We start from the raw sequence: 14,260 nt of genomic DNA on the forward strand, positions 1-14,260 counted from the left end.
ACAAGGAGATAATAATTATTGCGAAATTGTTAACCTTATCAAGACTATGGTTAACAATTTAACACTTTGAAATAAATGAAAAACTATTGGTTAAATTACACTCATCCAATTACGGCTTCAAATTAACTTAAAACGAACACCTTAGCATGGTATTCCTGCCAACAAATCAAATCCGGACTTAACTTGTTCACCTTTCATCACACGTCCATGCCCTTGGTTTTGGGTGGTAATAAGTGACACTTTCTCGATTTCTTCTGCCGCTCGCTTTGACACAGAATATTTGGTGAACTTATCATTCTCATCGTGAACAATGACGCTGCGAGATTGACGCTGAGCAAGCTTATGGTAAGGATCAATAGATTGAATGGGATAACGATATTGATCAGCAACTTCCGCAACAACGGCCTCAAATAAGCGCATTGAATAGCCAGACCTTGCCACACTGCTGAATAAGTTATCCAAATAATCCAGCACGGGCGCAACCAATAGCATTGGACAATGCTCAATTTTATGATGTCGGCACTCTAATGCGGCGGCCGTCCCCATACTGTGTCCAACGATACCAGCAACATTGTCAATACTATCGAGTATCGCTTCCAACCCTCCAACAAACGCAGGAATGTGACCATACACGCCCTCGCTTTGACCATGTGCTGGGTGATCATAAGCTAATGCCGTATAACCACGTGCCGCAATATGCTCCATCAGTGGATAAAACTGACTTGCCGTGCCAGACCAACCATGAGTCAATAACCAAATGGGACCACTTCCGAGTTGATAAGTCGTCAGAGCCCCTTCAACGCACATTACACGGCCAGTTTTCAGGCCAATTGGCGGCTGGTTTTGAGGCTTACTTCTTGCCGGAGTCAACAATACATTTCGTGCAACTTTTTTGGCATGTGACGGTGCGAGCGTGTGATGAAGACGAGTGCTCATATTAACCAATGTACGTTTCACACTGAATGTGTTTGAGGTGCTAAAATAGATTTTTTCACTCACTGAGTTGCCCTTCCTCTCGAGAAAATAGAACGTTCGTACTATTTCTAATTAAAAATTTTTATTTTGTTAAGCATTTGATTTTGTTAAATAAAAGTGCATCTGCGCTGTTGCAGCGCTCGTTCTTCTCGCTGTGAAAAGCGAGAATTAGCTAACATTGCTGCTTCACTATATTTCGCCATCGAGACATTAAATCGTCCACGCCTTTCCAAAAATGTTGATAACTTTCCATTTGGCCGTAGATCGAGTAGAACAAATGAGCACTTAAATAGAGTCCATACAACTCATAAGCAGCCTGCTTTACATCCAACTTCGGATGAAACTGTGCGCTATCAACCCCTTTTTGAATTTGAATTTGCAAGTAATGAATCCAAGTCGCGATGGTTTTTTTAAGTACTTTTTGAATTGCGCAATCACAAGTTGCGGCATCTTTCCACGCATCTAAAAACATACAACTGCCTTGGAATGAATGATTCCAACCTAACCAGTGCTCTAACAGCACTCGCAATTTAGCTTCGATATTCTCGTCGCCAATCAGGCGAGCCGGTGTAATAACACGCTCAGTAAACACAGAATGGGCATGCTCTAATACTGCAATTTGCAAATTTTCTTTAGCATTAAAATGCGCAAACAAACCACTTTTTGATAAACCGCACTGTTTTGCCAACTCACCGATAGTGAGACTTTCCAAACCGTTTTCACTGGCTAATTCGAACGCTTTGTTCAGTACATTTTCTCTTGTAATTCTACCTTTGCTCATATTATGCCGACTCTCACTTCATACCATGCTATTTTTAGCACGTTCGTTCTTTTTTGCAAATTTGATTTTGCAAAATGAGGAACTGTGGAAGAATAGCAACGCTATGAGCAACTTCAATGGATTGATATGACAACGATTATCGAACAACTTTTGTTTTCGGCCTCAATTACAGGGCCTATCTGTTTGATGTTAGTACTGGGCGTTGTACTGAAGCGAACGGGGGTTATCAACGATAATTTCATCGATGTCGCGTCACGCATCGTATTCCAAGTCACCTTACCAGCCATGCTATTTCTTAGCATCGTCAAATCACAGCACGATTTTTCTTCCAGTGCAGCACTGATCGGCTATGGACTACTCGCTAATTTCCTATTTTTTCTTTTCACGACTTTTTTCACCAAAAAAGCGTTCCCACAACATCTGGATCACGGCGTGATCATCCAAGGCGGGTTTCGTGCGAATACCGCTATTATCGCTTTGGCTTATGTCGCAAATACTTATGGCGAACCTGGGCTAGCATTAGCGGCGATGTACGTTGCCGCAACCACTATCCTTTATAATATTCAAGCGGTGATAACACTCACGCCAAAAGGGGAAAGTTCAGGGCTCAAAGCCGCTGGAGTGATTGCCAAAACACTCACCAAAAACCCACTGATTATTGGTATTCTGCTCGGTGTTTTATGCTATTCCTTATCCCTTCCAATCCCGAAAATGGTTACTGATGCTGGCCAATATTTTGCCAATATGACACTACCATTAGCACTACTGTGTACTGGCGGCTCACTCAATATAGGTTCACTCAGAAGCGACAAAGCACCGGCTTGGTTTGCCACTGCCCATAAGCTGATTCTCGCCCCGATATTGATCACATCGGGTGCGTTACTTTTTGGCTTTCGCGGGTTAGATCTCGGGCTAGTCTTTTTGATGAGTGCATCCCCTACCGCTGCGGCCAGTTATGTTATGGCTAGAGCTATGGGAGGAAATGCAACCTTAGCGGCCAACATCATTGCATTGACGACCGTATTTTCACTGTTTACTTGTACACTAGGCATCTTCCTGCTCGCGTCTCTGAACTTAATCTAACCGCCTTTTAATTCACTGCGGAAAGGTAAGAAGGAAGGGCCATTCAAAAAAAGCGAATCATTCCATCATGGAGACATCGCTTTTTTTCAGTCCATGATTAAATAGCGTCAACAGTTGTTCACTTCGTTCACCCATTTTAGGGAACAACAGATAGTTATTATTGATGAGAAAAGGTTTGGGATGGTGCGTGATCATTTCTCGCCATTGCGGTAAGTATTTATCCAGAGTGTAATAACCGATATGAATTTCTTCTGGCATGAGATCAATCCTCTTTTTCACCAGCCGTTCGAAGTTCTGTTTTGGATCATTGACTCGAGACATTTTTATTTGCTGCGTTTCTAACAATCTGTCTAACTCGGCACCATAGCTGTAGGCAATGCCACCTCCTAAATGTAACCCCTTAAGATCATAGAGACTTTCCCAGTGAAAGTCGGTTTCTTTATGGTGAAAAAACACGAAGCGTTCATCGCTCACCGCTTCACTATAATAAAAATCTACCGTTCGCTCTTGGTTAAACATCCAAATAGCAGTTGCATCATAACGTCCAGCTTTGGCTTCGGCGTATGCTCTCGCCCATGGGAAAAAATGAAACTCAACTTCGTAGCCAGCATCCTTTAATACTTTACGGATGATCTCAGCAACAAAACCATTATTTTCAAGGTGTTGACCAATAAACGGCGGCCATTCACCAGCACTAATACGAATAATATGATTATTGTGTATTGAGGATGGCGCTGCCCATGCGGGAATAGAAATCCATGATAGGATGAGACAGAGCCAAACCTCATACCATCTTAAAGATTTCATTGCCGTACCTGAACATTGAGCAAACTTTCAAGAAACATAACAAAAACTAATAAAACAAAAGTATGCGCCCCATGATCCCACGGGGCGTTTTAATTTGAATGTGAGAAGTTCCAGGGAAGCAGTGAGTTGATATCAGGCTCAGACTTTGCCAGCTCTTTCATACATTTGACCATGTAATCGTAGAGTATCAGTCCGTTCGCTTTCGCCGTCTCGATGATGCTATACAGCAAAGCACTCGCATCAGCACCAAGCGGATTCGTCGAGAATAACCAATTTTTTCTGCCAATGACCAGCGATTTGATTGCGCGTTCCGCTCGGTTGTTGTCGATAGATAAATGCCCATCTTCAACATAGCGTATCAGCTTAGGCCACTGACCCAAGGTGTACTTGATGGCTTTACCAAGAGGACTCGATTCGATGACTTTCTGCGTGGTTAACCAGTCATAGATGTCATCCAACATCGGTTTAGCCTGCGCTTGTCTTTCTGCCCAACGCTCTTCGACCGAAGCCAGTTTTAATCGAGATTCAAGTGCGTACAACTTTTGGATTTTGGCTAACGCCACATCCGCTTTACCTGTTTTACCTTTGCCCTGAAGCTTCTTCGCTTCCATGAACTTACGACGTGCATGAGCGAAGCAACCGACATTGGTGACGTTGGTTAATCCATCATAAGCCGCGTAACCATCACTTTGCAGATAGCCTGAGTAATCACCCAAGAAGTTCACGGGGCACACTCTCGCGCGACTGTTTTGATAGTCGAACAAGACGATATTTTTCATGTCAGGGAGTTTAGCTTCAGGGGAGTCGGCTCCCGAGCAGTACAACCACATATAACATTGCTTGTCTTCCTTGAGCACATTGAGCGGCGTTTCATCGGCCTGAACCACCACTTGTTCGAGTAAGTGAGTCTTCAGTGCCTGATAAAGCGGTTTGAACTTTTCACTAACCTGGATTACCCACCTGGCCATGGTCGTTCTCGATAACTCGATACCTGATTGGGTGAACAAGGTTTCCTGACGATACAGCGGAAGCGCATACTGATATTTGCCTAAAATAATGTTGGCAAGCAGACTTTCGGTAGCGAAGCTTTTGGGGATGATACTTATCGGTGCGGGTTGTTGGTGAATGTGGCTTTTTTCAGCCTCTTGTTCACACTGACGACAGGCGTATTTCGGGCGAACATATTCCAACACTTTTAGGACGGCGGGCGTGAACTCAAGCTTTTCACTGCGGTCTTCGCCGATTTTATGCAAAATGTGTTGGCAGCATGAGCACTGTTTGTCGTGCTCATCTAGGTCAAGCTCGATAATTTCACGTGGCAAGTCTTTAGGAAGCGGTTGACGTTTACCACGACGTTTGATTGTCGTCGTGGTGATAACCTCATCTTCCGATTTCGCCGCTTCACATTCCGCCTCATTAAAGAGGTCACCCTGTGCTTCGTTATACGGCTTTAACGCTTCCGAGCGTTTGGCGAATTGACGGTCAAGGGCCAGTTTAAACTGCTCAATTAAGGATTGGCGCTCTTGTTGCCACTCTTTTTTCTCCGACATCAACGCTTTCACCATAGCTTGAAGCTCGGCGATGTCTTGGCTTTCTGGGTTAATATCGGGCGTCTTTTTCATGGCATTGATTATATTAAAAACACCACGTCAAGGCTTGGTATAACTCACTTTTATCGGGTTCAACTCATTGTAAAGTTGTCTATTTTTATCGGTTTATGGCCGATTATCGTGAAGCCAGATAACAGTCTGTCTAGGTCAAATTGAGTCAGGGTGTATACCTGCTTTTTCTCTTGAGTGGGCCATTTGAATTTGGCTTTTTCCAACCGTTTATACCACAGAGCGAAGCCCGTTTTATCCCAGTACAAGACTTTGACTTTATCGCGTTGTTTATTGGTAAACAGGAACAGCGCACCGCTTCCGAGCGGTAAATCGGTTTCAGATTCAATAATCGCCGCCAGACCATTAATGGACTTTCTAAAATCCACGAACTCCCGATACAGGTAAACATTAGGGGCACTCAGCATTCTCTTCATGACAGTGCTCCGATTAACTCTGCCAGATACGAGGCAGGTGTTCCCTGGGGGATGCTGAGTTCAACGTCATTAATCAATAGTGTCATGTTGGCAATCGGTGTTTGAGTCATCTGGTAGCGTGTCGTTTGATCCGCACCACCAGTTTTGGACACCTAATTAAGTGAGTACAATCACTAATGAGGTGAACCATGACAAACAAGAAAAAACGTATTCTCCATTCTGCTGAATTTAAAGCAGAAGCACTGAAGCTAGCAGAAAAGCTGGGAGTAGCTACGGCAGCGCAACATCTCTCGTTACACGAATCCCAGATCTACGGTTGGCGTAAAGCAGCCAAGAAAGATACTAGCACCAGTCAGCGGGAAAAAGATCTAGCCGCTGAAGTCGCAAAGCTCAAAAGGCAATTGGCCGAGCAAGCTGAAGAGCTAGATATCGTAAAAAAGGCCGCCACCTACTTCGCGAAAAATCTAAAGTAGATAGCTACGAATTTATGCTCGAACACCTGCTGTGCTTCAGTGCTGTCCGCATGGCTAAGGTGTTCGGGGTTTCACGAAGTGGGTTTTATTACTGGATTAAGCATCGCCACAAGGCCACTCAGCGCGAGGTAACTCGCCAAGAGCTTGATACGAAGGTCAAAAAGGCTTTTGACAACAGCAAAGGCCGTGATGGTTCAAGGCGTATCCAGAAAGAGCTGGCAGAGAACGGTGATAGCCGTAATGTTAAAACCATTGCCGCTAGTATGAAGCGTCAGGATTTAACGCCGAAAGCGGCACGTAAGTTTAGGTGCACTACGGATAGCAAACATAAAATGCCAGTTGCTCCGAACCTGCTAGCTCAGGATTTTAACGCGGAGGCTCCGAATCAAAAGTGGGCGGGAGACATCACCTATGTTGCGACAAGTGAAGGCTGGCTGTATTTGGCGGTAATTATTGACCTTTATTCAAGGCAAGTAGTCGGCTGGTCTATGGATACCAGAATGACCGCAACACTGGTCTGCGATGCATTATCAATGGCCTTGTTCCCTCGTGGGTTCCCTGAGCAGGTGATCGTTCATAGTGACCGAGGTAGTCAGTACTGCTCAAAAGATTATCGAGACATCATAACCGCTTATAATCTAAAGCAAAGTATGAGTAGGAAAGGAAACTGCTGGGATAATGCTTGTGTTGAGAGCTTCTTCCATTCAATGAAGGTTGAAGCGATCCAATATGAGCCGATCATGACGCGAGACGAGATGCGTCAAACGCTCTTTGAATACATCGAGGTTGATTATAATCGGACAAGAAGGCACAGTGCTCTTGGGTATCTAAGTCCAGTTAACTTTGAAAATAAAAATGTCGCTTAATGAAGTGTCCAGTCTGGCTGGAGCAGATCACGATAGCTCGATACCTGACTGGGTAAACAGGGATTCTTGGCGATAAAGTGGCATCGCGTATTGGTATTTGCCAAGGATGATATTGGCCAGCAAGCTTTCTGTGGCGAAGCTTTTAGGGATGATGCTTATCGGTGCGGGTTGTTGGTGAATGTGGCTTTTTTCAACCTGTTGTTCACACTGACGACAGGCGTATTTTGGACGAACATATTCCAACACTTTCAATACAGCGGGCGTGAACTCCAGTTTTTCATTGCGGTCTTCGCCGATTTTATGCAGAGCGTGTTGGCAGCATGAGCACTGTTTGTCGTGCTCATCTAGGTCAAGTTCGATGATTTCACGTGGCAAGTCTTTAGGAAGCGGTTGACGTTTACCACGACGTTTAATGGTCGTCGTTGTGGTGGTCATAACCTCATCTTTCGCCTTCGCCTTCGCCGTTTCACATTCTGCCTCATTAAAGAGGTCACCCTGTGCTTCGTTATATGGCTTTAACGCTTCCGAGCGTTTGGCGAACTGGCGGTCAAGGGCGGGCTTAAACTACTCAATTAAGGATTGGCGCTCTTGTTACCATTGCGCTTCCTTCTTTTTCAGCTCATTTTTCTCCGACATCAACGCTTTCACCATAGCTTGAAGCTCGGCGATGTCTTGGCTTTCTGGGTTAATATCGGGCGTCTTTTCATGGCATTGATTATACTAAAAACACCACGGCAAGGCTTGGTATAACTGACTTTTATTGAGGTTAACTCGTTGTAAAGTTTTCTATTTTCATCGGTTTATGGCCGATTATTGTGAAGCCAGATAACAGTCTATCTAAGTCAAATTGAGTCAAGGTGTAGACCTGCTTTTTCTCTTGATTGGGCCATTTGAATTTGGCTTTTCCAACCGTTTGTACCACAGGGCAAAGCCCGTTTTATCCCAGTACAACACTTTAACTTTGTCGCGTTGTTTATTGGTAAATAGGAACAGTGCGCCCGTGCCGAGCGGCAAATCGGTTTCGGACTCGATAATCGCCGCCAGGCCATTGATAGACTTTCTAAAATCCACGAACTCCCGATACAGGTAAACATTCGGGGCGCTCAACATTCGTTTCATGACAGTGCTCCGATTAACTCTGCCAGATACGAGGCAGGTGTACCCTGTGGAATGCTGAGTTCAGTGTCATGAATAAATAATGTCATGTGGGCGGCGGGTGTTTGAGTTAATTGGTAGCGAGTCGTTTTTTCGATAACTTCTGCTTTAACAAAACCACCGATATTGGTTGATTTCGTGGTTTGTAACTGCTGGCGTTTGGCATAAAAGGTAGACAGACTTAACCCGTTACGCTCACAGAAGACCCGCTGGGATAAATGACTGGATTGGTATTTTTCAAACAGGGTTTGCCATTCTTGGTCGGTACGTCGTTTTGCCATTTCAGATCTCCTTATGGTTGGAGATTTGATCGTATAGCGTGCTGAGGTTGATTAGAATGCGGTGTTTATGATACGCTTACGCTTCTACAACGATTTTAGCTCCCGCTTTAAGGCTGATGTCGCGCCCTGTTTGTATCGCGGTCAGTTTGGCCACTTTATGCTGTAATGATCCGCTAATCTCTACACTGTTATCTTTGGTTATGTTATCGCGGCTTTCGCCCTCCACCGCGGGCTTTGGTTACGCAAAGCACTGTGTCTTCCAATCACAAATTGGCAGCGACGCGTGGTGTGAAGATATGAAAGACAAGCCAAAAGGTGATTGGACAGCGAATGAGGCTGGCGACTTCGCTAAGCATTGTATTTTTTAGGATTGGTTTAAATAAAGAGCCTAGCTATGCTGGCTCTTTTAAATTTCATAATTTATTTAAAAAATTTTAATTTAATAAGGTCTTCAAAAACGACGTAAGATATTTTAACCCACTATATGATTACTACTGTATTTTAATCATTATTCGCGACACACAATTTAGATTCAAACAACCTCTCTATGACCTTATCATTGGTATAGAATGGATATTTAATTATTAATTTCTCATCATCAATAATTCTTCTAGAAAAGTAATCATCACCATAAAAATATTCATTTTCAAAATCATATAATCTTCTTACTAAACCAGCTTCAAGAGTAAATATGTACGGTGTAAACTGAATAAACCAAGGTGCTATATTATCAGAACTTGCATATCTAGTCTGAATAAAGACTCTCACGTTACTATCTGGTGCCTTACACGAAAAAACAAATACATCTTGTCCATATGGATTAAAATCCTTTTGTTTAAAGAGTATGCTTCGTTTGCCAGAAATCGTTATGAAACTGGTAAGGCTACCATCATTGATACCTACACTTTTGGCTATGCTCTCGTTCTCGAAAGAAATTTCAAATCCATCTCCTTGAAAATTTTTTATCATCTTATTTTGAGTTTCAAGATAAGATGATGCGATTAAATCACCAACGTTTCCATCACTAGCTTTAACCATACTAGAACACAGCATTAACAAAAGAAGATACGAAAATTTTTTCATAAAATCACAACCCTAATTTATTTTTTATTTTATTAAATTTTCCAATGCGGTCATCTAAACCATTAGAGTGCCCATAACGACCACCATTTACCGCTTGACTAACTAACTCAACATCATTCGGTGCATTTTCAATTAATATATTTATATCACCATTAGCGTTGAATTTTTTAGATAGTGCTCCCCAACTTCGCCAATAAATACAAGCCGACTCAACTGAATAATTAATATTTTCAGAAACCAGATTGGGATTAATAACAAAGTTTTGAGGGTCATCAGGATTATTACCATTATGTACACTTGTAAATTTATAATATTTGTCTTTCCCTGTGATTTGAATGATCCCTCTACCTCTATATGTATATCCATCGCCGGACTTTTCATCTCCATTACCATTGCTATTTGAGTAAACAAAGTTGAACAAATCAGGCTGTTTACATCTTGCTGGATTGTCTTCTCTTATAAATTTATTATTCGAACCAGGCTTCAATGAATCAACATAATACTTATATTTTGAAAACTTTATTTTCGCCGCCATATGGCTATAGTTACTTCCTTCTATCAAACTACTAAAACATCCACTTTCATGAGCAATTTGAGATAGAAAATGCGCAATCCTAATGGGCGTATCTATTTCATATTTAGGACAGTATTTATTTAATGAATCTAATAATTCCTTGTTATCACCTGAATTAGGGCATACAGCATTTAACATATCCTTGGTAATAAGAAGATAAACCCAACCATCCATCAACGCCTCATCCAGGGCAAGCAGTGTCCCTTGGCCAACAATACCATCAATGGAGCCAATGCAGTACGACGGATGCGTTTGATGACTGGGTTGATAACTTTTTTGGAACTGCTCAATGGCCGTTTTGGTTTTATTACCGAAATCACCATCGGCTTGCAAATCAAATTTCATTTTGATTAACGCTTGCTGAATCAAGCTCACTTCTTCGCCATTGTTGCCTTTTCTGAAAGCGCTGGCTTGTTTCTTCGCTAACTTTTCCAGCTCTTCTGAAGGTTTCAACACATCCGATTGTAGCAGTGATGCTTTATCTTCGTTTTGTGCATCCTCTTTTGGGCTCTCTTCCTGAGCGCTCTTTTCTGCCGCCTTAGATTCTGACTGCTTTTGTGGTGATGCAGATGATTTCTGCGCAACGGATTGTACTGCGGCAGCCTCAAAATGAGTGATCACATTCGCTTGGCCGCTTTGCATGGTCGCGCTAATAGCACTCGCTTGTAATTCGGCCGGAGCTTTCATATCAAGTAGTGGGGTTGCCAACATGGCGGATTGCCCACCATAAGCGCTACCGCTGCCCGCACTTCCGCCAGCATTGAGGTTAATCGCAGGACCAACGATGTGCACGCCACCGGCATCCACTTTGACAAAGCTGCCACCCGCTTTTAAAGTCACTTCAGCCCCAGCTTCTACAACGATTTTAGCTCCCGCTTTAAGACTGATTTCGCGCCCTGTCTGTATCGCGGTCAGTTTGGCCACTTTATGCTGTACTGACCCGCTAATCTCTACACTACTATCTTGGGTTATGTTATCGCGGCTTTCTCCCTCCACTGTGAGGTGGTGGTTATGTTTAATGTGCGTAAACTGGTCATTATCCACCGTGAGGTGCTGGTCGTGCTTGATGTGCGCCGTGGCGTCATTGAGCACCAAGGCATCTAAGTCTTTTTGCGCGTGTAGGTAGATTTTCTCTTGCGCCGCTTGGTCTTCAAAGCTCAGCTCGTTAAACCCTTCTCCTTGGTGCGTTTCACTGCGCAGCACGGTTTTGGTTTTGTTATCCGGTAGTGTGTACGGCGCTTTATTGGTCGCATGGTAGGTACGGCCTGTCACTATCGGTTGGTCTGGGTCGCCGTTGAGAAACGAGACGATGACTTCATGACCAATGCGCGGAATGGCTATCATGCCGTATTGGCTGCCGGCCCAACCTTGTGAGACGCGCACCCAGCATGAGCTGTGTTCATCGCCGTTGGAATATCTGTCCCACGGGAAATGCAATTTGACGCGGCCATGTTCGTCACAGAAGATTTCTTCGCCGTCAGGGCCCACGACTAACGCCATGCAAGGGCCATCCACTTGAGGTTTGGCTTGCGGTGTCGCACGCCACGTGACATCGGCAGGAATGAGCGTGAATTGGTTGCTGTACGTGGTCGCGCCACTGCCGCCCTCTTCTTCCAATGCTTGTGGCTGCTGCCCCTGATGATGCACTTGCACGACAACCCAATCGCGGTTCATGCTGTCGTCAAGATGCTCTTGTAAGTCGAACTTTGTGCCCGCTTGCAGGCCAGGATGGTTACTTTTTCCGGTCGCGGTACGCGCTTCTCGTCGTAAGTACTCTAAGCGAATTTGATTAAAGGCTTTGCCGTTGACGTCGTCTTTAAAGCGACCCGGTGCATCAAAGTGTTCGTAGGTCGCTTGCTGGTAATCCATTTCGCGCCCTTGCGCTTGCTGGGCAAACGAGTAGCTCGGCTTTTTAAAGCTGTAATCTTGCAGCGCGCTGTGGCTCACTTCGGTTTGGCTGTGTTGCGTTAATTGCGACACATAAGGGCTCTCCATCACGCCACCTGCGAGGGCATTGTAAGGGATAGGCGTTTCTCGCTTCGTCAGGCTTTGGCTGTCGTCACTGAAAAAGAGGGTGTGTTTCCCCTCTTCATGGATGAAGTGATACACCAAGCCCTCTTCGGCGGCTAAGCGGTGCAAGAAGTCGATATCCGTCTCACGGTACTGCACGCAGAATTCACGCTGCGCACACTCACGTTTCAGCGAGAAGGCGTAGTCGTTAATGCCCATTTCTTGCAGTACGATGGAGAGGATTTCGGGAACGGTTTTGAGCTGGAAAATACGGCTGTTTTGGCGCAGTGATAGCCGCTCTAATGCCGGGACTAAGGTAAGTGAGTAAAAGGTGTGATGATGGCCAATATCGCCTTTACTGAACTGGCGCACAATGCCGTGCACGCGCTGCACGACAAGGCCATCACGCAGCATCTCAAGCTGAGCGCTTTTGTCCACCAGCTCCAGCGCCGTTAAGCCAGATTGGCGACTGGCCAGTTTTATCTCATAGCGAAAACCGTAGCAACGCAGGCCCGCTTGCGCGCTATCAGACAGCGATTCCACGCCTTGGTATTCACGCACCACTAACGTGTCGTCTGCCAAACCCTCCACGGTGAGCCTAAAACTTAACCTTGCCATCTTTTTCCCTTCCACTCTTTTATCGCAAAATGACACTAGTACAGCAAGTGCAGTGCCAGATATTTTTCTTTGGTATTCATGAGCTTATAAATAGCTCGATTGACAAAGGCAACAAACTGCCTGATATGAGCAAAAAGTTGCCCTTCAATAACCAATTGTTGCTCAGCTTATTGAGTCTGAGCTTCCTGATTATGTGTCACAGTCAAATGCTCAAACTGCTTGTCGAGCTCGGCCATTTTCCAGCTCAAATTATTAAGCCGCTGCTTCAGAATCATAAACTCCTGTTCAGCCTGTACAACATCACCTTTTTTGAGCAACTCTTCGACATATGCAGCTCTCCCGTAAATAGGAGACAAACTAATAGCGAACTCCTCCAACGATTTGGTTTGTCTTTGCAGTTCGGTTAATTTTCCTTTTTGCGCGAGCAGCGCGATGTTGGCCATCTTGGTTCTCGTTTCACTAAAACGCTCCATAAAGCGCTCAGTTTGTTGCAGAGCTTCACGCTTAGCATCGGCAAACGCTTGATCAACCTCCAGTACCGATTCGGTTTGGGGATAAAGTTGCAATAACGCATCCAACACTTGCTGGGCTTCAACACGAGCCGATTCAAAAGAGCGCGCCATTTTTTGCTCAATCGCCTCTCGGTACAATGGCACAATCTCATTTGACAACCGTTCAAGCTTAGCTGGCGAGTTGGCCTGTTGAAACGTATTGACCTGCTCTGGCGTATGTAAAGCAGGTAACCTTAGGTTGGTTGCATAAGATATTGAGTTGAAAAACGGCAAATAAGTGACGGCCCCATACACCATCACAACACCAAGAACACCGGATATAAAAGCGGCCACATGCGTAACACGTGAGCGCTTTTGATTACGCACCTGCTCAACTTGTTCGGTTTGAGTATGGCGCTTTAGTAGCGAATGATATTGCGTTTCTAAACGATCAATATGTTCAAAAATAGCAAAACCTACTCCTTCGAAATCAACCAAATAGTCCGGCTGTTGCAGCTCTAAAATGGCATGCATGCGCTCACAAAAGCGCTCACAACGGTATAAATCACGCAGTGCTTCATGATTCGGACGCAGATCTTTTAACTCCCGCACTACACGAGCATTAACCCAATCGAGCACTTCCTTGCGCATTTTCGCCGATTTTACGTCCGGTTTTGGCAAATTACTTAAGCAGCAGCACAACAGTTCAACACCATTGGCGTATCCCGCTAAGCCCTGCATTTTTAAACAGGCTACGGTGTAATAACCGCACAGCAAAAGGTCAATCCCCGGGCCTTTTGCTAATGTTTCACAAGCAACTTTCACCACAGCCCAGTCTGGACCACCTGATAATGGGTTGTTACGACGGTTGATCTCATCTCTCACCTTTTGGTAGGCATCAATGTGACGAACAGCAGCAGCATCATCTATCAAATGAAAACGAGCGTGGTCGATAAATACAATATTGGACATGACTACAGCGTCCTAAGTGAGTTGAGGAGCGATGACCAATCGCTCCTCACTATTAT

Annotated in this window: 12 protein-coding genes and 3 pseudogenes; 3 read left to right on the top strand and 12 right to left on the bottom strand. The window is 44.5% G+C overall.

The annotated features are described in order from the left end of the window. Positions 1-141: 141 nt before the first annotated feature. Both N5E84_RS15975 and N5E84_RS15980 read right to left on the bottom strand, forming a co-directional pair. The gene (locus N5E84_RS15975; RefSeq protein WP_019283476.1) at positions 142-999 is read right to left on the bottom strand and encodes an alpha/beta fold hydrolase; all 858 of its coding nucleotides are present in this window, start codon (positions 997-999) and stop codon (positions 142-144) included. Between the two features lie 148 nt (positions 1,000-1,147). Next, on the bottom strand, positions 1,148-1,756 hold the full coding sequence (locus tag N5E84_RS15980) for a TetR/AcrR family transcriptional regulator (protein WP_019283475.1): 609 nt from the start codon (positions 1,754-1,756) through the stop codon (positions 1,148-1,150). A gap of 126 nt (positions 1,757-1,882) precedes the next feature. Here N5E84_RS15980 and N5E84_RS15985 point away from each other — a divergent pair, with 126 nt between their 5' ends. After that, positions 1,883-2,839 carry an AEC family transporter gene (locus N5E84_RS15985; RefSeq protein WP_013868314.1) on the top strand — a complete coding sequence of 319 codons (957 nt, stop codon included), beginning with the start codon at positions 1,883-1,885 and terminating at the stop codon, positions 2,837-2,839. Between the two features lie 57 nt (positions 2,840-2,896). On the opposite strand, the gene N5E84_RS15990 is transcribed toward N5E84_RS15985, so the two are convergent. From N5E84_RS15990 to N5E84_RS16005, 4 genes and pseudogenes are all read right to left on the bottom strand, one after another. Further along, positions 2,897-3,646 (bottom strand): substrate-binding periplasmic protein, encoded by a 750-nt coding sequence (locus N5E84_RS15990; protein ID WP_019283474.1) that lies wholly within the window; start codon positions 3,644-3,646, stop codon positions 2,897-2,899. An 89-nt stretch (positions 3,647-3,735) separates the two neighbouring features. Continuing rightward, complete coding sequence (locus N5E84_RS15995; RefSeq protein WP_069212063.1) at positions 3,736-5,268, bottom strand: IS66-like element ISVa9 family transposase; 1,533 nt, start codon at positions 5,266-5,268, stop codon at positions 3,736-3,738. Positions 5,269-5,327: 59 nt separating this feature from the next. Continuing rightward, positions 5,328-5,681: an IS66 family insertion sequence element accessory protein TnpB gene (tnpB, locus tag N5E84_RS16000; protein ID WP_069212062.1), complete on the bottom strand. Its 354-nt coding sequence runs from the start codon at positions 5,679-5,681 to the stop codon at positions 5,328-5,330. Continuing rightward, positions 5,678-5,812 (bottom strand): annotated as a pseudogene (locus tag N5E84_RS16005) (IS66 family insertion sequence element accessory protein TnpB); the annotation flags it as partial. The gene tnpB (N5E84_RS16000) and the pseudogene N5E84_RS16005, both read right to left, overlap by 4 nt. A 57-nt stretch (positions 5,813-5,869) precedes the next feature. On the opposite strand from N5E84_RS16005, the gene N5E84_RS16010 reads away from it, so the two are divergent. Beyond that, positions 5,870-7,020, top strand: a protein-coding gene (locus N5E84_RS16010; protein ID WP_095661353.1) for an IS3 family transposase whose coding sequence is annotated in 2 segments (ribosomal slippage) — positions 5,870-6,113 and positions 6,113-7,020 — 1,152 coding nt in all. Because the reading frame shifts where the segments join, the coding sequence is not laid out codon by codon here. Positions 7,021-7,050: 30 nt separating this feature from the next. Here N5E84_RS16010 and N5E84_RS16015 read toward each other — a convergent pair. From N5E84_RS16015 to tnpA, 3 genes and pseudogenes are all read right to left on the bottom strand, one after another. Beyond that, a pseudogene (locus N5E84_RS16015) lies at positions 7,051-7,671 on the bottom strand (IS66 family transposase zinc-finger binding domain-containing protein); the annotation flags it as partial. Positions 7,672-7,872: 201 nt separating this feature from the next. Next, on the bottom strand, positions 7,873-8,139 hold the full coding sequence (tnpB, locus tag N5E84_RS16020) for an IS66 family insertion sequence element accessory protein TnpB (protein WP_095661352.1): 267 nt from the start codon (positions 8,137-8,139) through the stop codon (positions 7,873-7,875). Continuing rightward, positions 8,136-8,456: an IS66 family insertion sequence element accessory protein TnpA gene (gene tnpA, locus N5E84_RS16025; RefSeq protein WP_019281676.1), complete on the bottom strand. Its 321-nt coding sequence runs from the start codon at positions 8,454-8,456 to the stop codon at positions 8,136-8,138. The genes tnpB (N5E84_RS16020) and tnpA overlap by 4 nt, the downstream gene beginning before the upstream one ends. 239 nt (positions 8,457-8,695) lie before the next feature. Between tnpA and N5E84_RS16030 the strand changes: the two are divergent. Continuing rightward, a pseudogene (locus tag N5E84_RS16030) lies at positions 8,696-8,824 on the top strand (DUF3012 domain-containing protein); the annotation flags it as partial. A 133-nt stretch (positions 8,825-8,957) separates the two neighbouring features. Here N5E84_RS16030 and N5E84_RS16035 read toward each other — a convergent pair. The 3 genes from N5E84_RS16035 to N5E84_RS16045 all read right to left on the bottom strand — a co-directional run bounded on the left by N5E84_RS16035 (position 8,958) and on the right by N5E84_RS16045 (position 14,204). Next, the gene (locus N5E84_RS16035) at positions 8,958-9,539 is read right to left on the bottom strand and encodes a hypothetical protein (protein WP_019281674.1); all 582 of its coding nucleotides are present in this window, start codon (positions 9,537-9,539) and stop codon (positions 8,958-8,960) included. Between the two features lie 4 nt (positions 9,540-9,543). Next, positions 9,544-12,741 carry a type VI secretion system tip protein TssI/VgrG gene (gene tssI, locus N5E84_RS16040; protein WP_095661351.1) on the bottom strand — a complete coding sequence of 1,066 codons (3,198 nt, stop codon included), beginning with the start codon at positions 12,739-12,741 and terminating at the stop codon, positions 9,544-9,546. Positions 12,742-12,908: 167 nt separating this feature from the next. After that, on the bottom strand, positions 12,909-14,204 hold the full coding sequence (locus N5E84_RS16045; RefSeq protein WP_019281677.1) for a type VI secretion system ImpA family N-terminal domain-containing protein: 1,296 nt from the start codon (positions 14,202-14,204) through the stop codon (positions 12,909-12,911). Positions 14,205-14,260 lie beyond the last annotated feature (56 nt).

The organism is Vibrio sp. J502, assembly GCF_025397955.1.
Taxonomy (GTDB): Bacteria; Pseudomonadota; Gammaproteobacteria; order Enterobacterales; family Vibrionaceae; genus Vibrio; species Vibrio anguillarum.

Coding starts and splice junctions, on each gene's coding strand:
- N5E84_RS15980 (WP_019283475.1), bottom strand. CDS start 1,756: ATGAGCAAAGGTAGAATTACAAGAGAAAATGTACTGAACAAAGCGTTC.
- N5E84_RS15985 (WP_013868314.1), top strand. CDS start 1,883: ATGACAACGATTATCGAACAACTTTTGTTTTCGGCCTCAATTACAGGG.
- N5E84_RS15990 (WP_019283474.1), bottom strand. CDS start 3,646: ATGAAATCTTTAAGATGGTATGAGGTTTGGCTCTGTCTCATCCTATCA.
- N5E84_RS15995 (WP_069212063.1), bottom strand. CDS start 5,268: ATGAAAAAGACGCCCGATATTAACCCAGAAAGCCAAGACATCGCCGAG.
- tnpB (WP_069212062.1), bottom strand. CDS start 5,681: ATGAAGAGAATGCTGAGTGCCCCTAATGTTTACCTGTATCGGGAGTTC.
- tnpB (WP_095661352.1), bottom strand. CDS start 8,139: ATGAAACGAATGTTGAGCGCCCCGAATGTTTACCTGTATCGGGAGTTC.
- tnpA (WP_019281676.1), bottom strand. CDS start 8,456: ATGGCAAAACGACGTACCGACCAAGAATGGCAAACCCTGTTTGAAAAA.
- N5E84_RS16035 (WP_019281674.1), bottom strand. CDS start 9,539: ATGAAAAAATTTTCGTATCTTCTTTTGTTAATGCTGTGTTCTAGTATG.
- tssI (WP_095661351.1), bottom strand. CDS start 12,741: ATGGCAAGGTTAAGTTTTAGGCTCACCGTGGAGGGTTTGGCAGACGAC.
- N5E84_RS16045 (WP_019281677.1), bottom strand. CDS start 14,204: ATGTCCAATATTGTATTTATCGACCACGCTCGTTTTCATTTGATAGAT.